Below are 21,668 nucleotides of genomic sequence, written 5' to 3'. Positions count from 1 at the left end.
ACGCCCTGCCGGGCCGTCCGAGCGTCCTGGAATGTCCGACTTCCCCCGTCTACGAGGTAGCCGACTGTGCGCCCCTCACTCCGGTCGACCGTCCCGGCCGCGCTGATCTCGGCGGCCGTCACCGGCCTGCTGTGCGTCTGGGCGGTCTCCGCCGCACCCGCCTCCGCGCAGACCCCGCTCGCGTGGGGCGCGGGCGCGGGCGCCGCGGCCCTGACCGCCGCCGTCACCGCCGCCGCCCACTTCCGCTCCCTCGTCGAGCGGCTGCGCGGCCGCGAGGCCGCGTTCACCGCCCGCGCCGAGCAGCTCGCCGCCAAGGCGAGACGGGCCGAGGAGGACGTACGCCGTACGGTCGCCGACGCCCGGCGGGCCGCCGAGGACGCGGCCCGCAGCGAGGCCGTACGCACGGCCACCGTGGCGGCCTGCGCCAACGCGGCGGGCCGGGTCCAGGCCATCGCGACCAGCGTCCTCGCCGACCTGCGCGCGATGGAGCACCGGCACACGGACGAGGACGTCCTCACCGACCTGCTCCACCTCGACCACCGCGCCGCCCAGGCAGGCCGTATCGCCGACTCCATCGCCGTACTGACCGGGGCGCGCTCCGGCAGACGGTGGGCGCGGCCCATCGTCATGGAGTCCATCCTGCGCGGCGCGATGGGCCGGATCAGCGGCTACCAGCGGGTACGGCTCCACTCGACCAGCCAGGTCGCGATCGCGGGCCACGCGGCCGAGGGCGTCATGCACGCGCTGGCCGAACTCCTCGACAACGCGGCCAACTTCTCGCCGCCGACCGCCGAGGTCCATGTGTACGTGGAGGAGGTCCCGGCCGGTGTCGTCGTCACCGTCGAGGACAGCGGGCTGGTGATGAGCGATATCCAGCTGCGCCGGGCGGAGCGGGCGGTGACGGCCGAGAAGTCCGACCTCAGCGCGTTGTCCGGCACCCGGCTCGGGCTCGCGGTGGTCGGCAGGCTGGCCCGCAAGCACGGACTGACGGTCTCCTTCAGGCCGTCGGCGCGCGGCGGTACGGGCGCGCTGATGATGCTGCCGCAGGAGCTGCTCACGGAGCTGCGTCCCGGCTCCCCGGCGCCGCAGCCGGTGGGCATCGCGCCGCCGCCCGCTCCCGTACGGGCCCGGAAAGCGTCTGCTGTGCCGCGGGTCCCGGAACAGGCAGCTCAGAGCACAGAAGAAACAGAAGCAGAAGTAGTAGAAGAAGAAGTACAGGAAGTACAGGACGCACCAAACCCACCCGCCACCACGGCCGCCACACCCACACCCACCACCGCCACACCCACCGCTTCCGACCCGCCCGGAGCCGACCTCGGCGAGAGCGGCCTGCCCAAGCGCCGACGCGGCCGTACGCTGGCCGCCGCCCTGCTGCGCACCGGCGAGGCCAAGGCCCGCGCCCGTGACGAAGCGCGCCCGGCCACGGCCGCGCCCAGCACCACCCCCGCCGCCCAGGCGGCCCGCTTCAGCAGCTTCCGCAAGGCCGTGACCCCCACACCCGTTCCCCCACCACCGGCCACCTCCACACCCTCGGAAGGCGATCCCCGATGACCGGCACCACCACCGACGAGAAGCTCAACTGGCTGCTGGAGAACCTGCTCCAGCGCACCAGCGGCGCCCGCCACGCGCTCGTCCTGTCCCGGGACGGCCTCAAGCTGTGCCGTACCCCGGAACTCTCCGTCGACCAGGCCGACCAGCTCGCCGCCATCGCGGCCGGCATCCAGAGCCTGTCGCACGGCGCGTCCGTCGAGTTCGGCAACGGCCAGGGCGGCGTACGGTCCGCCATGACGGAGTTCTACGGCGGCCTCCTGCTGATCGTGGAGGCCGGTGACGGCGCGCACCTCGCGGTCGTCGCCACCGAGGACGCCGATGTCGGCCTGGTCGGGCACAACATGAGCGAACTCGTCGAGCAGCTCGGGGAGCACCTCAGCTCACCGCCGCGCGCCACCGGACAAGGACAGAGCGGCGTGCGGGTATGAGCCGGCCGGGCCGGGACGAGTCCCCCGACCGGCTCTACACCCTCACCGGAGGGCGCAGCCATTCGGACTCGGACACGTTCGACCTGGTGACGCTGGTGGTCGCGGAGAGCGATCCGGCGCCGGGCATGCAGTCGGAGCACGTCGCGATCCTGCGGATGTGCCGGAGCCCGGTGGCGGTCGTGGAGATCGCCGCCGAACTCGGTCTGCCCGGCAGCATCGTCCGGATCATGCTCGCCGATCTGCTCGACACCGGACGGATCAGCGCCCGTCATCCCCGTACGGCGAGGGCGGCCGACCGCCTTCCCGATCCCGAACTCCTGGAGCAGGTGCTCGTTGGACTCCGCAACCTTTGAACGGCCCACCGGTCCGTCCTCGGCCGGGCCGTCCCTGGCCGACACCGCCGACAACGGTCTGAAGATCGTCATCGTCGGCGGCTTCGGTGCCGGCAAGACGACCATGGTCCGTTCCGTGAGTGAGATCCGTCCCCTCAACACCGAGGAGACGATGACCCGCGCAGGCGAGGGGATCGACGAACTCGCCGATCTCGAAGGGCTGTCGAGGAAGACCTCGACCACCGTCGCCTTCGACTTCGGCCGGATCTCCCTGGACGCGCGCTCGGTGCTCTATCTGTTCGGCGCCCCTGGGCAGGAACGTTTCTGGTTTCTCTGGGACCGGCTGTTCTCCGGGACGCTCGGCGCCGTCGTCCTCGTCGACACCAGGCGGCTCTCCGACTCCTGGTACGCGATCGACCGCCTGGAGCACCACAACACGCCGTTCATCGTGGCCTGCAACGACTTCGGCGGGCCCCTCCACACGGAGGAGCAGATCCGGGAGGCACTGGATCTGGGGCCCGACGTGCCGATGGTGGAGTGCGACGCGCGGGACCGCTCGTCCAGCAAGTACGTGCTGATCACGCTCGTCGAGCACCTGCACGCCCTGTCCTCGCAGAGCATGTCCGCGTCCGCGCGAAACCCGTCCGCGCAGAACCCGTCCGCGACGAGCAGAGCGGCCGAGCCGACCCCGGAGGCAGCGTCGTGACCACGCCCAGCACACCGGCCTCGCCCTCCTCACCGTCCTCGCCCTCCTCACCGTCCTCGCCTCTCGCACCGGCCCCACCGGACGCGGAGGCCGGGACAGGGGCCGCCTCCCCTCCCCCGGGCTGCCCGGCCCACGCGGGCACCGCCCCCGTCCCCCTGAGCGGCCCGCACTTCCAGACCGAACCGACGCGGGTCTACCGGGAGATGCGGCGCGACCACGGAGCCGTCGCCCCGGTCGTCCTCGACGGGGACATCCCCGCCTGGCTGGTCCTCGGCTACCGCGAGCTGCACCAGGTCACCGGCGACCCGGCGCTGTTCAGCCGCGACTCCGACCTGTGGAACCAGTGGGACGCCATCCCCGACGACTGGCCGTTGCGCCCGATGATCGGCCGCAAGCAGCCGTCCATCCTCTACACGGTCGGCGCCCGCCACCGAGAGCGCGCCGCGATGATCAGCGACGCGCTGGAGTCGGCCGACCCGTTCACGCTCCGTCGGCACGCCGAGCAGTTCGCCGACGAGCTGATCGACGGCTTCTGCGCGGAGGGCCGTACGGACATCATCGGCCGGTACGCGATGCTCCTGCCCGTACGGGTCCTCGCCAAGATCTACGGCTTCCCCGACGAGCAGGGCCCCGGCCTGGTCACCGCGCTCAACGACATGATCGACGGCCGCGAGCGCGCCCTTGAGGGAGCGCGCCACCTCGCCACGTCCATGCGGGCGCTGCTCGAAGCGAAGGGCGCGGAGCCCGGCCACGACGCCGCGTCCATGATGCTGGCCAACACGGCGGGCTTCACCGCCGAGGAGGTCGCCGAGGACCTGATGGTGATGATGGCGGCGGGCCACCAGCCCACCGCCGACTGGATCGGCAACTCGCTGCGGCTGATGCTGACCGACGACCGGTTCGCCGCGTCGCTGTCCGCCGGTCGGCACAGCGTGGCCGAGGCCATGAACGAGGTCCTCTGGGAGGACACCCCGACCCAGAACGTCGCCGGCCGCTGGGCCACCCGCGACACCCGCCTCGCCGACCGCCGGATCCAGGCCGGTGACATGCTGCTGCTGGGCCTCGCCGCCGCCAACTACGACCCGCAGATCCGTACGGACGGCTCGGCGCTCACCGGCGGCAACAGCGCCTTCTTCTCGTTCGGCCACGGCGAGCACCGCTGCCCGTTCCCGGCGCAGGAGATCGCCGAGGTCGTCGCCCGTACCGGGATCGAGGTGCTGCTCGACCGGCTGCCCGACATCGATCTCGCCGTCCCGGCCGAGGCGCTCACCCCGCGCCCCTCGCCGTGGCTGCGCGGTCTCACGGAGCTGCCGGTGACCTTCACGCCCACCCCCGTACTGGGCCCCTGACCACCCCCGTACGGGCCCCCTGACGCGACGACCACCCACCCGACCCCGCTCACGGAGGCACGACATGACCTGTCCCCACGCCCACCGGACAGCGGGCGCTGACACTCCCGGCGATCCCGGCGGCGTCATCGTCCTCGACCCCCTCGTCACCGACCTGGAGGCGGAGAGCGCCGCGCTGCGCGCCGCAGGGCCCCTCGCGCGCGTGGAGCTGCCCGGCGGGGTGCGGTGTTACGCGGTGACGCGCCACGCCGAGGCCAGGCAGCTGCTGACCGACGCCCGGCTGGTGAAGGACATCGACGTCTGGGACGCGTGGCAGCGCGGTGTGATACCGCTCGACTGGCCGCTGATCGGGCTGGCCAACCCCGGCCGTTCGATGCTGACGGCGGACGGCGAGGAGCACCGCAGGCTGCGCGCCCTGGTCGCGCAGGCGCTGACCGTACGCAGGGTGGAGCGGCTGCGCGAGGGTATCGAGAAGCTGACGAACGGTCTGCTGGACGACCTGGAGCGACGGTACGAGGAGCGGAGCGCACAGGAGCCGAGCGGCGCGGTGGGGCCGGGCGTCGCGCAGGGGACCGGCAGCACACAGGACCCGGGCGTCGCACAGCAGCCGGGCGGCCCGGTGGGGCCCGTCGACCTGAAGGCGGAGTTCGCCTATCCGCTCCCGATGGGCGTCGTCAGCGAGCTGATGGGCGTGGACGCGGCCGACCATCCGAAGCTCAAGTCGCTCTTCGAGATGTTCTTCTCCACCCAGACGCCGCCGGAGGAGGTGCCGGGGATGATGGCGGACCTCGGCGCGCTGTTCACCCGGGTCGTCGACGCGAAGCGGGCGGCCCCCGGCGACGATCTGACCAGCGCGCTCATCGCGGCGTCGGAGGAGGGCGACCGGCTCACCTCCGAGGAGATCGTCAACACGCTCCAGCTGATGATCGCGGCCGGTCACGAGACGACCATCAGCCTGATCGTCAACGCGGTCGTCGCCCTGAGCACCCACCCCGAACAGCGCGAACAGGTGCTGAAGGGGGAGATCCCGTGGGAGAACGTGATCGAGGAGACCCTGCGCTGGTCCACCCCCACCTCACACGTCCTGATCCGGTTCGCGGCCGAGGACATCGCGGTGGGCGACGCGGGTGCCGTCCTCCCCAGGGGTGAAGCGCTGATCGTCTCGTTCGGCGCGATCGGCCGGGACGAGCGGCAGCACGGTCCGACGGCGGCCGACTTCGACGCCACCCGTACCCCCAACCGCCACATCTCCTTCGGCCACGGCCCGCACGTCTGCCCGGGAGCCGCGCTCTCCCGGCTGGAGGCGTCGGTGGCGCTGCCCGCGCTGTACGCCCGCTTCCCCGGCCTCGACCTGGCGGTACCGGCTGCTGAGCTGCGCAACAAGCCGGTGGTGACACAGAACGACCTGTTCGACCTGCCGGTGCGGCTGCGGGCCTGACCGGCGCGACGGCCGCGAGCCGCCCAGCCGCCCGTTCAGCCGCCCAGCCGCCCGTTCCGTACGTACGCACAGCGGCCCGCACCCCGGGTTCCTGTGCGTACGTACGAACCGGGGCGGCCCCCGGCGCTCGGCGCCCTCGTCACTTCGTACCGGTTCGTACGTCTCGAATCGGCCACTTCGGATGTCTCACCCGACGGACACGGATTACGGTGTCGCGCCGGGAGCGGCTACGCTCCGGCCCGTGGCCGATATCCAGATTCCCGCTGACATCAAGCCCGCCGACGGCCGTTTCGGCGCCGGGCCCTCCAAGGTACGGACGGAGGCGGTGGACGCCCTCGCCGCGACCGGCACGTCCCTGCTCGGCACGTCCCACCGCCAGGCACCGGTGAAGAACCTGGTCGGCGCGGTGCGGGACGGCGTACGGAGCCTCTTCGACCTCCCCGAGGGGTACGAGGTGATCCTGGGCAACGGCGGCTCCACCGCCTTCTGGGACGTCGCGACGCACGGTCTGATCGAGAACAAGTCGCAGCACCTCTCCTTCGGCGAGTTCTCCTCGAAGTTCGCCAAGGCCGCGAAGCTCGCGCCCTGGCTCGCCGAGCCGACCGTCATCACCGCCGACCCCGGCTCGCACCCGGACCCGGCGGCGGAGGCGGGCGTCGACGTCTACGCGCTCACCCACAACGAGACCTCCACCGGTGTCGCGGCGCCCGTCGAGCGGGTCGCCGGAGCCGATGAGGGCGCGCTCGTGCTGGTCGACGCGACGTCCGGCGCGGGTGGTCTGCCGGTGGACATCGCCGAGACGGACGTCTACTACTTCGCCCCGCAGAAGTCCTTCGCCGCCGACGGCGGCCTGTGGATCGCCGTCTTCTCACCGGCCGCGCTGGAGCGCGCCGCGCGCGTGCACGGCTCGGGGCGCCACGTCCCCGAGTTCTTCTCGCTGCCGACGGCGATCGACAACTCGCTGAAGAACCAGACGTACAACACCCCGGCGCTGGCCACGCTCTTCCTGCTCAACGAGCAGCTGAACTGGCTCAACTCGCAGGGCGGCCTGGACTTCGCGACCGGCCGCACGGCCGCGTCCGCCCGCAACCTGTACGGCTGGGCCGAAGCCTCCAAGTACGCGACGCCCTTCGTGGTCGACCCGGCGAAGCGCTCGCAGGTCATCGGCACGATCGACTTCGCGGACGAGATCGACGCGACGGCGGTCGCCAAGGCCCTGCGCGCCAACGGCATCGTCGACACGGAGCCCTACCGCAAGCTGGGCCGCAACCAGCTGCGCGTGGCGATGTTCCCGGCGGTCGACCCGGCGGACGTCCAGGCCCTGACGGCCTGCGTGGACTACGTCATCGAGCGCCTCTGACCTCGAACGTCCGACAAGAGGGCCCCGGCCGCCGCGGTACTCCCGCGGCAGCCGGGGCCTTCGGCGTCGTTCAGCCCTTGGTACGCCCGCGCAGCCGCCTGAAGCCGAAGAACAGCGCCGCCGCCGCGGCGAGCACGAACGCGCCGAGAGTGGCGTTGCCCCGGCCGCCGGAGCCGTCGCCCGTACCGCCGGAGGACGCGGCGCCGCCTGAGCCCTTCCCCGCCGCGCCGTCGTCGGCGCCCGAGCCCGAGCCGGTGCCCTTGGCGATGTCCACCCGCACCACGCCGCTGTGGGCGCCCTCCGTCCCGAACATCAACGCGCGCCCGTCCGCCGTGTACGTCACGGACTCGGCCTGCCGCTGCAACGGCGCGCTCACCGCCCGGTGCCCGCCGAGCCTGCCGCCGTCCTTCCACGCGTACGTACGGGCGCTGAAGTACGAGCGGAACGTCAGCTCCTCGCCGTCCGGGGAGAAGGCGCCGTCCGTCACCCAGGGCACCTCGCCGATCCGCCGGAACGTGTTCGTACCGGACGCCGTCAGCTTCTCGGGGCCTTCGTACAGCCCGCCGCCGCTACGGTTCTTCGACGCGATGTAGACCCGCCCGGTCTTCGGGTGGACCATCATCGACTCGGCGTCGCGCGGCCCGTCCGCGTACCGCACGGTGAACTGCGTGGGGCGGACGGTGACGTCCTTGAGCTGCTCGGGCTCGGGAAAGCGGTAGATCCAGACGTGGTCCCAGGACCCGTCGAGGTTGTCGCCGATGTCACCGACGTACAGGTTCCCGTCCGGGCCGAGGGAGATGGCCTCCGCGTCCCTGATATCGCCGATGCCCTCCAGCGTGACCGTCGCGACGGTCTCACCGGTCCGGGAGTCCACGGCGTAGATGTACGGCGGGTGGGCGCTGTCGTTGTGCGTCCAGTAGACGCCCGGGTGGATACGGCTGGCGGCCAGCCCGCTCGACTCGGTGATCCGCGGATCCTTGATGGTGAAGTCCCGGTCGGGCGCCCCCTCCGCCGCGGCCACGGCCGGAGCACCGCTCAGCAGGAGGACGGCGGTGGCGAGAGCGGCGGCCGTCCGGTGCGCGCGAAGAGCGCGCGGACCGGAACGGCGCGGAAGCGGAAGCGAACGCATCCCCCCAGCCTGCCACCCCGGGCACGGCGGCCCCTCCGCGAGGATGGACGTCCAAGCTAGGCCCTGTCGTCGATGACGCGATTCCAGAAGTGGTGCGTAAGGCCGCTTGCCGAGGTCGCCGACTCGATGGTGAAGCGGTCCTGGACTCCGGCCGGCCCGTCCCACATCGACACCCCGGCGCCGAGGGTGATGGGCACGGTGACCAGGTGCATGAAGTCGATGAGGTCGGCCCTCAGGAACTGCCGGACGGTGGAGGGGCCACCGCCGATGCGAACGTCCCGGCCGTCCGCGAGGTCCCGGGCGTAGGCGAGTGCGTCCTCGGGGGTGGCGTCGAGGAAGTGGAAACTCGTCCCGTTGTCGAAGTGGAGGGGGTCGCGTCGGTGGTGGGTGAGCACCACCACGGGCGTACGGAAGGGAGGCTCGTCGCCCCACCAGCCGCGCCAGTCGCCGTCGGTCCACTCGCCGGTCTGCGGACCGAATTTGCCCCGGCCCATGATCTCGGCGCCGATGCCCTGGCCCCAGAGGCTCGTGAGAGCGCGATCAAGGGTGATCGGGTCGTCCACGGCGTCCACGCCGTGGATGACCCGCCCGTCGAAGCGCGCGAACAGCCCCTCGGCGCCCCCGATGGGTGTGTCGATCGTGATCGTCTCGCCTGCGCTGTAGCCGTCGAGGGAGACATGAAAGTTCTGCACACGGACCTTGGACATGGGACGCACCTTCAGCGGGTGATGACGATCGGCACCTGATCGACGCACCCTACAGTTGCGCATCGCCATCATTCAGGAGGTGCGCGATCCGTGAGCAGCATCCTGTTCGTATTCTTGGTCGCCTCCGCCTGGGCCCTGTCTTCAACGTAGCGCCGTCCGCCCCGCCTGCCCGAAAGGTCCCCATGAGCCCTGTGCGCACCGCAAGCGGCGCAGGCCCGCTCCACCCGCCCATCGACCCCTACGAGCAGGGCATGCTCGACGTCGGTGACGGCAATCTCGTGCACTGGGAGGTCTGCGGCAATCCGCGGGGCAAGCCCGCGCTCGTCGTGCACGGCGGGCCCGGGTCCGGGTGCACCCCGTACGCGCGGCGGTTCTTCGATCCGGAGCGCTACCGCACCGTCCTGTTCGACCAGCGCAACTGCGGGCGCAGCACACCGCACGCGGCCGACCCCGCCGCCGATATGCGCCACAACACCACTGCCCACCTCATCGCCGACATGGAGCGGCTGCGCGAGCACCTCGGGATCGAGCGCTGGCTGCTGTACGGCGGCTCCTGGGGCTCGACGCTGATCCTCGCGTACGCCGAGGCGCATCCCGAGCGCGTCTCGGAGATCGTCATCTCCTCCGTGACGACCACCCGCCGCTCCGAGATCGAGTGGCTGTACGGCGGCGCGGGAGCGGTCTTCCCGGCCGAGTGGCACCGGTTCCGCAACGGCGCCGGTCTTCCGGTGGACGACAGCAGGACCGGGTGGTCGGGACCGGCCGCCGACCGGAGCGCCGTGGTGCGGGAGACCCTGCGCGCGTACGCCCGGCTCGTGGAGAGCCCCGATCAGGCCGTACGGGAGCGGGCCACGGCCGACTGGGTCACCTGGGAGGACGCCGTGCTCTCCCAGGAGCCGAACGGCTCCCCCACCCCCTACGCCGAGCGTCCCCCGACCGCTCAGCAGGCCCTGGTCCGGATCTGCGCCCACTACTTCTCCCACGGCGCCTGGCTGGACGAGGGGGCCCTGCTGCGCGACGCGGGACGGCTCGCGGGCATCCCCGGTGTGCTCGTCCACGGCCGTTACGACCTCGGCGGCCCGCTCGGCACCGCATGGGAGCTGGCCCGCGCCTGGCCCGACGCGCGGCTGATCGTCGTCCAGGACGCGGGCCACAAGGGCAGCGACACGCAGCGCGACGAAGTGCGCGCCGCGCTCGACGCGTTCGCGGGCTGACCCGAGCCGCCGCCCTCGACGCCCTGTCCTGACGGCCCGCCGACCGTCAGGGCAGGGACGGAGTCGTAGCGATCCGCTACCGCTACCTCATGCGGACCTCATGCGGACCTCACGAGGACCTCACGAGGACCCCATGCGGACCGCATGAGCACCTCGTGAGCACCTCATGAGGGGGTTCCGCCCGCGAAGACGACCTGGGCCCCGAGGTCGCACCAGACCGTGGACGTACCGCCCGAAGCGGCCCGGTTGCCGAAGTGCCGGTAGACGAGATCGCCCTTCTTGCAGTCGATGACGCCCGTGAAGGTGGACCCCTGGCACGTGATGGCCGCGCCCTTGTGGCCGCCACTTCCGGTCAGGAGCTGGTGCGTACAGCTGAGCGCGGCCGGGGCCTGGGCCCGCGGTGCGGCGGCCGTGGCCGGTGCCGCCGCGGTCAGCAGCCCGCCCGCGCCGAGAGCGAGCGTCGCGGCGACGGCGGCGAGGGTGTGTCGCGTACGAGTGATCAAGGGAACCTCCGATGTTCCGGGTACGAAGACGCGGTACGAAAACGCGGTGCGAAGACGGACGGGCATGAGGGCCACGCTCAGCCACCAGTGGTCGAACACCGCCGGCCGAGTGCCTGGTGAGCGGCCCCACGCCCGGTCACTCGGAGTGAAGGTTGATCACAGAAAGGGGTCATCATGCGCAAACAGCCGACAATGGCCTGAAAGCAGCCGATCGACTGATTCGAGATCACTCACACGTGGACGACCTCAGGGGGACTTCAGGGGTGACCTCGGGGGTGACCTCAGGGGGACCCCAGGTGGCCTCAAGGGTGAACTCAAGCGAGCGGCCTCCACCCCCTTCGGACCGACGACAACAGGCCGCCACAAGGCGTATTCGCTCTTGCTTCGAGTGCGCTCGAACGAGTTGGGTGTGGAGTCATGAAGTACACGCAGCTCGGACGCACCGGACTCAAGGTCAGCCGACTCGTCCTCGGGACGATGAACTTCGGGCCTCTCACCAATGAGGCCGACAGTCACGCCATCATGGACGCCGCTCTCGACGCGGGTATCAATTTCTTCGACACCGCCAATGTCTACGGGTGGGGCGAGAACAAGGGCCGTACGGAGGAGATCCTCGGCACCTGGTTCGCCAAGGGCGGCGACCGCCGCGACAAGGTCGTGCTCGCCACCAAGGTCTACGGGAACATGGCCGCCGACGGCGACGCGTGGCCCAACCACGACAAGCTCTCGGCCCTCAACATCCGCCGCGCGGTCGACGCCAGCCTCAAGCGGCTGCAGACCGACCACATCGACCTGTACCAGTTCCACCACATCGACCGCGCCACCCCGGTCGAGGAGATCTGGCAGGCCATCGACACCCTGATCCAGCAGGGCAAGATCCTCTACGCGGGCTCCTCCAACTTCCCCGGCTGGAAGATCGCCCAGACCAACGAGACGGCCCGCCGTCTCGGCTCGAACGGCCTGGTCAGCGAGCAGTGCCTCTACAACCTCGTCGAGCGCCGCGCCGAGATGGAGGTGATCCCGGCGGCCCAGGAGTACGGCCTCGGGGTCATCCCGTGGTCGCCGCTGGGCAGCGGGCTGCTGGGCGGCGCGATCCGCAAGGAGCGCGAGGGCGCCTCGGGCAGCCGGTCGGCCGACCGGCTGGCCGACTCGCCGCTGCGCGCGCAGCTGGAGGCGTACGAGGACCTGCTCGACAAGCACGGCATCGACCCGGGCGAGGCGGCTCTGGCCTGGCTGCTCACGCGTCCCGGCGTGACGGGCCCGATCGTCGGACCGCGCACGGCCGGGCAGTTGGAGTCGGCGCTGCGGGCGATCGAGCTGGAGCTGTCGGAGGAGGTCCTGTCCTCGCTGGACGAGATCTTCCCGGGCCCGGGGCCGTCCCCGGAGGCGTTCGCCTGGTAGTACGTGAGGCGTTCACCCGGTCGTACAGGCCCGCCCCGGCCGCACCCGCGCTCATCGCTGTGCGGCCGGGGCGGGCCTGACGACAGCACCTACGTACATACCCCACATATGTACGTCCTCACATACGTACGTCTCACATACGTACGTCCTCGTGGCGGGCGTCAACGAGCGGCTGTGCCCGGTGCGCCCGGATCCTCGCGCGCCACGTCCTGGCTCGGGGACGACTCGTCGGCGAGGGCGAGCCGGTTGTTCCGGTCGATCTCCGGCATGTGCGTCTCGGCCCACACCCGCAGGGCGGCGAGCGGCTCTTCGAGGGACAGCCCCAGCTCGGTGAGCCTGTAGTGGACGGCGGGCGGCACAGTGGGTTCCACTCGGCGCGCGACCAGGCCGTCGCGGACCAGGCTCCGCAGGGTGACGGACAGCATCTTCTGGGAGATGCCAGGGACAAGACGCCGCAGCTCCGCGAAGCGCAGCTCGCCCGGAGCGTGTTCGGCCAGCATCTTGACCACCATCGATGTCCACTTGGTGCCGACGCGGTCCAGCAATTGACGGGTCGGGCAGCACGGATCCAGCAGGTCACCGCGGTCACCGGGCCGTCGGCTCGGTGCGCCGGTACTCGACGTGGTCACCCGGGGCTCACCACCTGAAGGAAAAGTGCCGTCTTGGGAGGACCAGGCTAGTTCCCTACGGTGACCCTGTCACCATTCCTCACCGCCCCTCCCCTCCTGGAGCCCTCCATGCCAGAGTCTGCGCCCGAGCCCCTGCCCGAGCTGCGTCGCGTCCCCGTCAACGGCGTCGAGCTGAACGTCGCCCTCGCCGGATCAGGCCCGGCCGTCCTGTTGCTGCACGGCTTCCCGCACACCTGGGAGCTGTGGACGGACGTCATGGCCGAGCTGTCCGGCAGCCACCGCGTCATCGCGCCGGACCTGCGCGGGTTCGGCGCCAGCAGCCGGGCCACCTCCGGATACGACGCGGGCACCCTGGCCGAGGACGCCGCGGCGCTTCTCGCCGCGCTCGGCGTGTCCTCGGCCGCGGTGGTGGGCATTGACGCGGGCACCCCGCCGGCCTTCCTCCTCGCCCTGCGCCACCCCGGTCTCGTCCGGCGCTTGGTCGTCATGGAGTCCCTGCTGGGCAGGCTGCCCGGTGCCGAGGACTTCCTCGCCGGCGGGCCGCCGTGGTGGTTCGGCTTCCATTCCGCCGCGCCCGGCCTCGCCGAGACCGTGCTGGAGGGACACGAGGACGCTTACGTCGACTGGTTTCTGCGGAACGGCACGCTCGGCGAGGGAGTGCGCCCCGCCGTCCGGGACGCCTTCGTCCGCGCGTACACCGGCCGCGAGGCGTTGAGCCGCGCGTTCTCGTACTACCGGGCCCTGCCCGAGAGCGCCGCGCAGATCGAACAGGCCGTTGCCGCCGCCCGCCTGACGGTGCCGACCATGGCGCTGGGATCCCAGCCCGTCGGCGCCGCGCTGGAACGCCAGCTCCGCCCGTTCACCGACGATCTCACCGCACACCTCATCGAGGACTGCGGCCACATCATCCCGCTGCACCGGCCGCGCGCCCTGCTCACGCTGCTGCGCCCGTTCCTGGCGGACGAGGGCGCGACCGCCTGAAGCGCGTCACGCCCCGGAGCCAGGGCCTCTCGCTCGGATGACGCCGGGCTCGCGGGGTCCTGCACCGCTCCCTGATCCGGCCTGATCCAAACGAAAGACCCTAACCAACGGCGGCTGCCACGGCGATGATCGCGAACATCAGCACGAGCACACCGGCCATGATGCGGTTACGGGTTTTGGGGTCCACTCTCCGAGCCTAACGGCCACCGCCGACAGTCCCGTCGCCCGGGGGGTCGTGGCCGCGCCAGGACCGGCCCAGGCGACAGCGCGCGATCGTCTCGTACGAGGGCCGCTCCCCCGGCGCCCCCGCGCCCCCGGGCGCGGGGGGCTCCCGCGAGACCGGCAGACGGCTGTGGACGAGGGCCAGCTCGCCGACCTCCCACGCGCCGCCCTCGAAGCCGCGCAGCGCCTCGGCGTACGGCTGGAGGTCCACGTGCGCGCCCTTGCGGTCGCGGGCGGGCGTGAGGTGCGGACGGTAGCGGTGGCGGGGCTCGCTCATCGGCGCCCCGGCCCGGCGCGCGGCGGCGTCGGCGCGCGCCGCGAGCAGGCACAGCTCAGCGGTGCCCCCGGCCGCCCCGGCCCACAGGGCCCGGCTCACGCGGCCGTAGCCAGCTCCCGTTCCTTCGGTACGAACTCCATGTGCGGGCGTCCCCCGCGCAGGTCGACCTTCAGCCGTACCCCCGCCAGCCGGGTCAGCACCAGACCGACGGCCGCCGCCGCGAGCAGGGAGACCACGCCGCCCGTGGCGAAGCCGATGCGGGCGCCGTAGGTGTCGGTGACCCAGCCGAGGAGCGGGCCGCCTATGGGAGTGCCGCCGACGAAGACCATCATGTAGAGGCTCATCACCCGGCCGCGCATCTCCGGGTCGCAGGCCATCTGGACGCTCGTGTTGGCGCTGACGTTGACCGTCAGGCCGATCATGCCGATCGGCAGGAGCAGCAGCGAGAACAGCCAGACGGACGGCGAGACGGAGACCAGGATCTCCAGCAGCCCGAAGCCGATCGCCGCGAGCACCAGCATCCGGATCCGGCTGGAGCGGCGGCGGGCGGAGAGCAGGGCGCCCGCGAGGGAGCCCGCCGCCATGAGGATGTTGAAGAAGGCGTACATCCCGGCGCCGCCGTGGAAGATCTCGTGGGCGAAGGCCGTCAGCCAGATCGGGAAGTTGAAGCCGAAGGTGCCGATGAACCCGACCAGGACGATGGGCCAGATCAGCTCGGGGCGTCCGCGCACATAGCGCAGCCCCTCTCTGAGCTGGCCCTTTCCGCGCGGGACGAGGACGGACTTGTGCAGCTCGTGCTGCCGCATCAGGAGGAGTCCGGTCAGCGGGGCGATGAAGGACAGACCGTTCAGCATGAAGGCCCAGCCGCTGCCGACCGTGGTGATCAGTACGCCGGCCACCGCCGGGCCGATGAGCCGGGCGGACTGGAAGTTGGCCGAGTTGAGACTGACCGCGTTGCGCAGCTGGTCAGGGCCGACCATCTCGGAGACGAAGGACTGCCGGGTGGGGTTGTCGATGACCGTGACCATGCCGAGCATGAACGCGATCAGATAGACGTGCCAGACCTGGACGTGTCCGGAGAGGGTCAGTACGGCGAGGGAGATCCCGCACACCGCCATCGCGCTCTGGGTGACGAGCAGGAGCTGACGCTTCGGGTAGCGGTCGGCGATGACTCCGCCGTACAGACCGAAGAGGAGCATCGGCAGGAACTGGAGGGCTGTCGTGATGCCGACGGCCGCCGATGACCCGGTGAGGCTGAGGACCAGCCAGTCCTGGGTGATGCGGGACATCCACGTACCGATGTTGGAGACGACGGCGCCGGTCGCGAACAGCCGGTAATTGCGGATCTTCAGCGACGAGAAGGTGCTTCCGGTGCTTCCACTGCTGCTGTCGCTACCGCTGGCGCTGTCGCTACCGCTGCTGCTGTCGCTGGTCCCGGCGTCGTACGTCTCGGGTGCCTCGACCGGTTCGTCGGAGGTGGTGACGTCGGGTATGACGGCCTCGGGTGTGATGGCCCCGGGCGTCGTGGCCCCGGGCCCGCTCGGGCCGTCGTGGATGGTGCCGTCATGGGCGGTGCTGTGGTGCGTGGTGCTGTCGTGCGTGGTGCTGTCGTGGGTGGATTTCGGTGCGGGGGCGGAGTCTGCTCCGGATCCCGTACTCAATGGGGGTTCGCCTCCTTACGGCGCGCGGATTACAAGTGGGCGAGCTTCTCCAGTACGGGGGCGGCAGCGCGCAGCTTCGCCCACTCGTCCTCGTCCAGGCCCTCGGCGAGGGACGCCAGCCAGACGTTGCGCTTGCGGCGGCTCTCTTCGAGCATCGCCTCGGCCTGTTCGGTCTGGCTGACCACCTTCTGCCGACGGTCGTCGGGGTGCGGCTCCAGCCTGACGAGACCCTTCGCTTCGAGCAGCGCGACGATGCGGGTCATCGACGGTGGCTGCACATGCTCCTTGCGGGCCAGCTCACCCGGGGTGGCCGAGCCACAGCGGGCGAGGGTGCCCAGCACCGACATCTCGGTCGGGCTCAGCGACTCGTCCACACGCTGGTGCTTCAGACGCCGGCCCAGCCGCATGACGGCGGAGCGGAGAGCGTTCACGGCGGCGGCGTTCTCGTTGTCGTCGTCGTGGGGCAGGTCAGACATGTTTGTTAGGTTAACTCATTACCCATGCTAAATACCACCGGAAGGACAAGCCCCCGTCAGACAGGCGTCCGGCAGACACCGGACGGCCTTCCGACGGGCTTCCGGGGCTTCCGGCGGCCGCTCACGGGCCGCCGTGGCGGCCCGTACCGCGCCGCGCGCTCACTCTTACGAGTGAGCTTGCTCCGGAAAGTGACACGACGAGCCACTATCACCCCCGAACCTGGTCCGTATGGGATCGACAGTGCTCAGCCTGCGGATAGACGGTGAGCTGCTCGACCGGATACGGCAGCACGCCGCCAGACGCGGAATGAGCGTCCAGGACTATGTGGCCCAGACGCTCATTCGCGATGACTTCGACGAACGCTTCAAGGTGGCGGTCGACGAGACGGAGAAGTTCTACGGAGTGGCAACGGAGTGACGCGGCGGGGCCCCGGCCCCGGCCGGGTCACGTCAGCCCGAGCGCCGGCATCGCGTAGTAGAAGACGAACACCGCCGACACGGCGTACATCGCCACCGGCACCTCGCGGCCTCGCCCGGTCGCGAGGCGCAGCACGCTGAAGGTGATGAAGCCGATGCCGATGCCGTTGGTGATCGAGTAGGTGAACGGCATCATCACCATGGCCAGGAAGGCCGGTACGGCGATGGTGAAGTCGCTCCAGTCGATGTCCCGTACGGACCCGGCGAGGATCAGGAAGCCGACCGCCACCAGGGCGGGCGTCGCCGCCTGGGACGGGACCATCGTCGCCAGCGGCGTGAGGAACAGCGCCACCGCGAAGAGCGCGCCGGTCACGACGGACGCCAGGCCCGTCCTGGCGCCCTCGCCGACCCCGGCCGTGGACTCCACGAAGCAGGTGTTCGCCGAGGCGGAGCCGACGCCGCCGGCCGCGACCGCGATGCCGTCCACGAAGAGGACCTTGTTGATCCCGGGGAGGTTGCCCTTCTCGTCCATCAGCTTGGCCTCGTCGCCGACGCCGAGGATCGTGCCCATCGCGTCGAAGAAGCAGGACAGCAGCACGGTGAAGACGAACAGCAGGCCGGTGAGCACGCCGACCTTCTCGAAGCCGCCGAAGGGGCTGAAGTGCCAGAACAGGCCGAAGTCGGGGGTGGAGACCGGGTTGCCGGGCCACTTCGGGGTGGTCAGGCCCCAGCTGGGCACCTTCACGACCGAGTCGATGATCATCGCGAGTACGGTCATCGCGACGATGGAGATCAGGATCGCGCCCCGCACCTTGCGGATGATCAGGACGATCGTGAGCAGCACCCCGAGGGCGAAGACCAGGACCGGCCAGCCGTGCAGATGGCCGTTGCCGCCGAGCTGGAGCGGGACGGTGGTCTGCGCGACGTCCGGGATGCGGGAGACGAAGCCGGAGTCGACCAGGCCGATCAGCATGATGAACAGGCCGATACCGATCGCGATGCCCTTGCGCAGCCCGGTGGGCACCGCGCTCATCACGCGCTCGCGCAGCCCGGTCGCCACCAGCACCATCACCACGAACCCGGCGAGGACGACCATGCCCATGGCGTCGGGCCAGCTCATCCGGGGGGCGAGCTGGAGGGCGACGATCGTGTTGACGCCGAGACCGGCCGCGAGGGCGATCGGGACGTTGCCGATGACGCCCATGAGGAGGGTGGAGAAGGCGGCGGTCAGCACGGTCGCGGTGACCAGCTGCCCGTTGTCGAGCTGGTGCCCGTACATGTCCTTCGCGCTGCCGAGGATGATCGGGTTCAGCACGATGATGTACGCCATCGCGAAGAAGGTGGCGAATCCGCCGCGTACCTCACGACCGACTGTGGAGCCGCGCTCCGAGATCTTGAAGAAGCGGTCGAGTCCGCCGGTCGGCTCTCCGGAACCGGAGGCCGGGGGCGGGGCGTCGGAACCGGCCGGAGCGGTGGCCGAGGATGGCATGCGGAACCTCAGTCGTCATACGGGAGGGATGGGGAGGGGAACGCGGCAGAGGACGACGCTGACGCGCCGGACAGCTGACGTGCCGAACAGCGGAACTGAACGATTCTGCACAGGCGCACGAACAGAACAAGTCAGCCAGTAAACGGTTTCAGTATGAATACATCAGTATGAATATGACCGCCCAAGATCGCTATCTCCGCGCGTAGACCCGTGTGTCACCTGCCTTCTTCCGTACTGTCCACACCATCAACCCGGGCGTCGTGGCCCCCGCATACACTGACTGCCATGAGCGGCTTTCTGACGGGAAACCCCCGCCACCCGGCGCCCGAACCCCTGGAGGGGCCGGTCGTCGGCACCGTCACGGGCGGCACGATCCTCTGGTTCGCGCTCTTCGTTCTCCAGCTCCCGTTCTACGGCTGGTACAGCGACCACGGACACGCGTGGTGGATCTGGACCTGCCTCGCCGGCACCGGACTCGGCCTCATCGGCATCTGGTACGTACGCGGCCGGGACGCGGCCCTCAAGCGCGCGGCGGCGGCAGCCGGGACCGGTGGGACCGACGACGGGACCGGCAGCCCCGGCGGGAGTGGCAGCCCCGGCGGGACCGGCAGCCCCGGCGGGACCGGCAGCCCCGGCGGGAGTGGCAGCCGCGACGGAGGCTGACGAGGTCGGCGGGAGCTGACGGGACGGGCGGGGTCGGCGGGGCCGAACCCCCCGCTCCCCTGATCGCACCCTGCCCAAAGTCGCGTTTCCGGTGACCCTCCCTCCTGCCTGGGTACGATCCTCCTCGTCCCGGAGTCTGATCTTCTGCCTGGTCGGCGGGTGAACCGGTCCGACCGGCCTTACCGTCATTACCATGACGCAGCGGGCGAAGATCGACACCGACGGCCCCGAGCCCCCCGGCCCCGAGCCGCACGGCCGTGGATCACATGGCCCGGCCACGCGCCAGGACGGCCCCGCCATCGACGCGGGCGCCGAACTCGACCCCGTACACCCCATCAAGCCGCCCGAGCCCGCGAGCCGGCACACCGGCCTGACCTCGGCCGAGGTGGCGGAACACGTCGCGCGGGGCGAGGTCAACGACGTACCCGTCCGCAGCAGCCGCTCCACCTCGGAGATCGTCCGGGGCAACGTCTTCACCCGGTTCAACGCGATCATCGGCGTGCTCTGGGTGATCATGTTCTTCGTCGCGCCGATCCAGGACACCCTCTTCGGGTTCGTGATCATCGCCAACACCGGCATCGGCATCATCCAGGAGCTGCGCGCCAAGAAGACCCTCGACGGTCTCGCGGTCATCGGCGAGGCGAAGCCGACCGTACGGCGTGACGGCGTCGCGGCCGAGATCTCCACCTCCGAGATCGTCCTCGGCGACCTCATCGAGCTGGGGCCGGGCGACAAGGTCGTGGTCGACGGCGTGGTCGCCGAGGCCGACAGCCTCGAAATCGACGAGTCGCTGCTCACCGGCGAGGCCGACCCCGTGCTCAAGCGCCCCGGCGACACGGTGATGTCCGGCAGCTTCGTGGTGGTGGGCGGCGGCGCGTTCCACGCGACGAAGGTCGGCCGCGACGCCTACGCGGCGCAGCTCGCCGAGGAGGCGTCGCGGTTCACGCTGGTCGACTCCGAGCTGCGCAACGGCATCAGCACCATCCTCAAGTACGTCACCTGGATGATGATCCCGACCGCGCTGGGACTCATCCTCAGCCAGCTCGTCGTCAAGCAGAACGACTTCAAGAACTCGATCGCCAGGACCGTCGGCGGCATCGTCCCGATGATCCCCGAGGGGCTGGTGCTGCTGACCTCCGTCGCCTTCGCGATCGGTGTCATCCGGCTCGGCCGTATGAAGGTCCTCGTCCAGGAGCTGCCCGCCATCGAGGGGCTGGCGCGCGTCAACGTGGTCTGCCTGGACAAGACGGGCACGCTCACCGAGGGCGGCATGGACGTCAGCGAGCTGCGTCCGCTGGGCGGCGCGGACGAGGCGTACGTACGGCAGGTGCTCGGCGCGATCGGCGCCTCCGACTCGCGCCCCAACGCCAGCCTCACGGCGATCAACGACGCCTATCGCGGCGACCGGGGCGAGTGGCCGGTGACGGCCGCGCTGCCCTTCTCGTCCGTACGGAAGTACAGCGGCGCGGCGTTCGAGGAGAAGGCAGGCGACGGGCCTTCGCGCTGGCTGCTCGGCGCGCCCGACGTCCTGCTCGGCGAGGACGATCCCACGCTGGCCGAGGTCGACGACCTCAACCGGCAGGGGCTGCGCGTCCTGCTGCTGGCCAGGGCAGGCGCGGAACTGGACTCCCCCGAAGCCGCGTCCGGCGCGGAGCCGGCCGCGCTGGTGGTCCTGGAGCAGCGGCTGCGGCCCGACGCGGCCGACACCCTCGCGTACTTCGCCGGCCAGGACGTCGCCGCGAAGGTCATCTCCGGCGACAACGCGGTCTCGGTCGGCGCGGTCGCCGCGAAGCTGGGGCTGGCGGGCGCGGAGAACACGGTCGACGCCCGGCGGCTGCCGGCCGGCCAGGAGGAGATGGCCGGGGCGCTCGAATCGGGCGCGGTCTTCGGCCGGGTCACCCCGCAGCAGAAGCGCGACATGGTCGGCGCGCTCCAGTCGCGCGGCCACACGGTCGCGATGACCGGGGACGGCGTCAACGACGTCCTCGCGCTCAAGGACGCGGACATCGGCGTGTCGATGGGCTCGGGCTCGGAGGCGACGCGGGCGGTCGCGCAGATCGTCCTGCTGAACAACAGCTTCGCGACGCTGCCGTCCGTGGTGGCCGAGGGCCGCCGGGTCATCGGGAACATCACGCGCGTGGCGACGCTCTTCCTGACGAAGACGGTCTACTCGGTGCTGCTGGCCATCCTGGTGGCCTGTTTCCAGGTGGAGTATCCGTTCCTGCCGCGCCATCTGACGCTGCTGTCGACGCTGACGATCGGCATCCCGGCGTTCTTCCTGGCGCTGGCGCCGAACACGGAGCGCGCGCAGCCGAACTTCGTGCGCCGGGTGATGCGTTATGCGATCCCCTCGGGGCTGATCGCGGGCATCGCCACGTTCGCCACGTATCTGATCGCCCGGAATTACTACAGCGGCCCCAACACGCTGGAGGCGGAGACCAGCGCGGCCACGCTCACGCTGTTCCTGGTCTCCATCTGGGTGCTGGCGATCGTGGCCCGCCCGTACACCTGGTGGCGGGTGGGGCTGGTGATCTCGATGCTGGTGGCGTTCCTGGTGGTCCTGGTGGTGCCGACGCTCCAGCATTTCTTCGCGCTGAAGCTGGTGGGCGCGGTGATGCCGTGGACGGCGGTGGCGATCGCGGTGGTGGCGTCGGGCGCGCTGGAGTACTGCTGGCGGCTGGTGGGGCGGAAGATGCCCGCGTAGGGGGCCGGTCGTCCCCCGCGCGACGGTGGAG

The 21,668-nt window shown here is 70.9% G+C and carries 21 protein-coding genes; 13 read left to right on the top strand and 8 right to left on the bottom strand.

Features of this window, described 5'->3' with window-relative positions:
• Positions 1 to 66: 66 nt before the first annotated feature.
• The 7 genes from DVH02_RS06060 to serC all read left to right on the top strand — a co-directional run bounded on the left by DVH02_RS06060 (position 67) and on the right by serC (position 7,164).
• Positions 67 to 1,551, top strand: a complete 1,485-nt coding sequence (locus DVH02_RS06060) for a sensor histidine kinase (protein ID WP_114622647.1) — start codon at positions 67 to 69, stop codon at positions 1,549 to 1,551.
• Complete coding sequence (locus DVH02_RS06055; protein ID WP_114622646.1) at positions 1,548 to 1,979, top strand: roadblock/LC7 domain-containing protein; 432 nt, start codon at positions 1,548 to 1,550, stop codon at positions 1,977 to 1,979. The genes DVH02_RS06060 and DVH02_RS06055 overlap by 4 nt, the downstream gene beginning before the upstream one ends.
• Complete coding sequence (locus tag DVH02_RS06050; RefSeq protein ID WP_114622645.1) at positions 1,976 to 2,332, top strand: DUF742 domain-containing protein; 357 nt, start codon at positions 1,976 to 1,978, stop codon at positions 2,330 to 2,332. The genes DVH02_RS06055 and DVH02_RS06050 overlap by 4 nt, the downstream gene beginning before the upstream one ends.
• Positions 2,313 to 3,017 carry a GTP-binding protein gene (locus DVH02_RS06045; protein ID WP_233518060.1) on the top strand — a complete coding sequence of 235 codons (705 nt, stop codon included), beginning with the start codon at positions 2,313 to 2,315 and terminating at the stop codon, positions 3,015 to 3,017. Before DVH02_RS06050 ends, DVH02_RS06045 begins: the two co-directional genes overlap by 20 nt.
• 155 nt (positions 3,018 to 3,172) lie before the next feature.
• The gene (locus tag DVH02_RS06040) at positions 3,173 to 4,366 is read left to right on the top strand and encodes a cytochrome P450 (protein WP_114622664.1); all 1,194 of its coding nucleotides are present in this window, start codon (positions 3,173 to 3,175) and stop codon (positions 4,364 to 4,366) included.
• Between the two features lie 64 nt (positions 4,367 to 4,430).
• Complete coding sequence (locus DVH02_RS06035) at positions 4,431 to 5,804, top strand: cytochrome P450 family protein (RefSeq protein ID WP_114622644.1); 1,374 nt, start codon at positions 4,431 to 4,433, stop codon at positions 5,802 to 5,804.
• A gap of 241 nt (positions 5,805 to 6,045) precedes the next feature.
• Complete coding sequence (serC, locus tag DVH02_RS06030; RefSeq protein WP_114622643.1) at positions 6,046 to 7,164, top strand: phosphoserine transaminase; 1,119 nt, start codon at positions 6,046 to 6,048, stop codon at positions 7,162 to 7,164.
• A gap of 70 nt (positions 7,165 to 7,234) precedes the next feature.
• Here serC and DVH02_RS06025 read toward each other — a convergent pair whose 3' ends face one another.
• Together DVH02_RS06025 and DVH02_RS06020 are read right to left on the bottom strand one after the other, a co-directional pair.
• Positions 7,235 to 8,293: an SdiA-regulated/phytase-like domain-containing protein gene (locus DVH02_RS06025; protein ID WP_114622642.1), complete on the bottom strand. Its 1,059-nt coding sequence runs from the start codon at positions 8,291 to 8,293 to the stop codon at positions 7,235 to 7,237.
• Between the two features lie 56 nt (positions 8,294 to 8,349).
• Positions 8,350 to 9,000 (bottom strand): dihydrofolate reductase family protein, encoded by a 651-nt coding sequence (locus tag DVH02_RS06020; protein ID WP_114622641.1) that lies wholly within the window; start codon positions 8,998 to 9,000, stop codon positions 8,350 to 8,352.
• A gap of 182 nt (positions 9,001 to 9,182) precedes the next feature.
• Between DVH02_RS06020 and pip the strand changes: the two genes are divergently transcribed.
• Complete coding sequence (gene pip, locus DVH02_RS06015; RefSeq protein WP_114622640.1) at positions 9,183 to 10,214, top strand: prolyl aminopeptidase; 1,032 nt, start codon at positions 9,183 to 9,185, stop codon at positions 10,212 to 10,214.
• Between the two features lie 164 nt (positions 10,215 to 10,378).
• On the opposite strand, the gene DVH02_RS06010 is transcribed toward pip, so the two are convergent.
• Positions 10,379 to 10,717 carry a hypothetical protein gene (locus tag DVH02_RS06010; RefSeq protein ID WP_147286010.1) on the bottom strand — a complete coding sequence of 113 codons (339 nt, stop codon included), beginning with the start codon at positions 10,715 to 10,717 and terminating at the stop codon, positions 10,379 to 10,381.
• A 417-nt stretch (positions 10,718 to 11,134) separates the two neighbouring features.
• Between DVH02_RS06010 and DVH02_RS06005 the strand changes: the two genes are divergently transcribed.
• Positions 11,135 to 12,118 (top strand): aldo/keto reductase, encoded by a 984-nt coding sequence (locus tag DVH02_RS06005; protein WP_114622638.1) that lies wholly within the window; start codon positions 11,135 to 11,137, stop codon positions 12,116 to 12,118.
• A 161-nt stretch (positions 12,119 to 12,279) separates the two neighbouring features.
• Here DVH02_RS06005 and DVH02_RS06000 read toward each other — a convergent pair whose 3' ends face one another.
• Complete coding sequence (locus DVH02_RS06000) at positions 12,280 to 12,747, bottom strand: winged helix-turn-helix transcriptional regulator (RefSeq protein ID WP_114622637.1); 468 nt, start codon at positions 12,745 to 12,747, stop codon at positions 12,280 to 12,282.
• 108 nt (positions 12,748 to 12,855) lie between these two features.
• Between DVH02_RS06000 and DVH02_RS05995 the strand changes: the two genes are divergently transcribed.
• Positions 12,856 to 13,728 (top strand): alpha/beta fold hydrolase, encoded by an 873-nt coding sequence (locus DVH02_RS05995; RefSeq protein WP_114622636.1) that lies wholly within the window; start codon positions 12,856 to 12,858, stop codon positions 13,726 to 13,728.
• A gap of 196 nt (positions 13,729 to 13,924) precedes the next feature.
• Here the strand turns inward: DVH02_RS05995 and DVH02_RS05990 are convergent, their stop codons facing one another.
• From DVH02_RS05990 to DVH02_RS05980, 3 genes are read right to left on the bottom strand one after another with little or no spacing between them, the layout of a single operon-like run.
• Positions 13,925 to 14,326, bottom strand: coding sequence for a 2'-5' RNA ligase family protein (locus DVH02_RS05990; protein WP_114622635.1), 402 nt, complete (start codon positions 14,324 to 14,326; stop codon positions 13,925 to 13,927).
• Complete coding sequence (locus tag DVH02_RS05985) at positions 14,323 to 15,888, bottom strand: MFS transporter (RefSeq protein WP_233518059.1); 1,566 nt, start codon at positions 15,886 to 15,888, stop codon at positions 14,323 to 14,325. Before DVH02_RS05985 ends, DVH02_RS05990 begins: the two co-directional genes overlap by 4 nt.
• A gap of 29 nt (positions 15,889 to 15,917) precedes the next feature.
• Positions 15,918 to 16,364 carry a MarR family winged helix-turn-helix transcriptional regulator gene (locus DVH02_RS05980; protein WP_114622634.1) on the bottom strand — a complete coding sequence of 149 codons (447 nt, stop codon included), beginning with the start codon at positions 16,362 to 16,364 and terminating at the stop codon, positions 15,918 to 15,920.
• Between the two features lie 229 nt (positions 16,365 to 16,593).
• Between DVH02_RS05980 and DVH02_RS05975 the strand changes: the two genes are divergently transcribed.
• Entirely contained in the window at positions 16,594 to 16,782 is a 189-nt protein-coding gene (locus DVH02_RS05975) for a ribbon-helix-helix protein, CopG family (protein WP_114622633.1), read from the top strand.
• A 27-nt stretch (positions 16,783 to 16,809) separates the two neighbouring features.
• On the opposite strand, the gene DVH02_RS05970 is transcribed toward DVH02_RS05975, so the two are convergent.
• Positions 16,810 to 18,270 (bottom strand): NCS2 family permease, encoded by a 1,461-nt coding sequence (locus tag DVH02_RS05970; RefSeq protein ID WP_114622632.1) that lies wholly within the window; start codon positions 18,268 to 18,270, stop codon positions 16,810 to 16,812.
• Positions 18,271 to 18,555: 285 nt separating this feature from the next.
• Here DVH02_RS05970 and DVH02_RS05965 point away from each other — a divergent pair, with 285 nt between their 5' ends.
• Together DVH02_RS05965 and DVH02_RS05960 are read left to right on the top strand one after the other, a co-directional pair.
• Positions 18,556 to 18,933 (top strand): DUF2530 domain-containing protein, encoded by a 378-nt coding sequence (locus DVH02_RS05965; protein WP_114622631.1) that lies wholly within the window; start codon positions 18,556 to 18,558, stop codon positions 18,931 to 18,933.
• Between the two features lie 193 nt (positions 18,934 to 19,126).
• On the top strand, positions 19,127 to 21,637 hold the full coding sequence (locus DVH02_RS05960) for an HAD-IC family P-type ATPase (RefSeq protein WP_114622630.1): 2,511 nt from the start codon (positions 19,127 to 19,129) through the stop codon (positions 21,635 to 21,637).
• Positions 21,638 to 21,668: the final 31 nt, after the last annotated feature.

Source organism: Streptomyces corynorhini (genome assembly GCF_003346515.1).
Lineage (GTDB): Bacteria > Actinomycetota > Actinomycetes > Streptomycetales > Streptomycetaceae > Streptomyces > Streptomyces corynorhini.
Note: the sequence above shows the minus strand (reverse complement) of the source record. Positions and strands in the feature narration are given on the sequence as shown.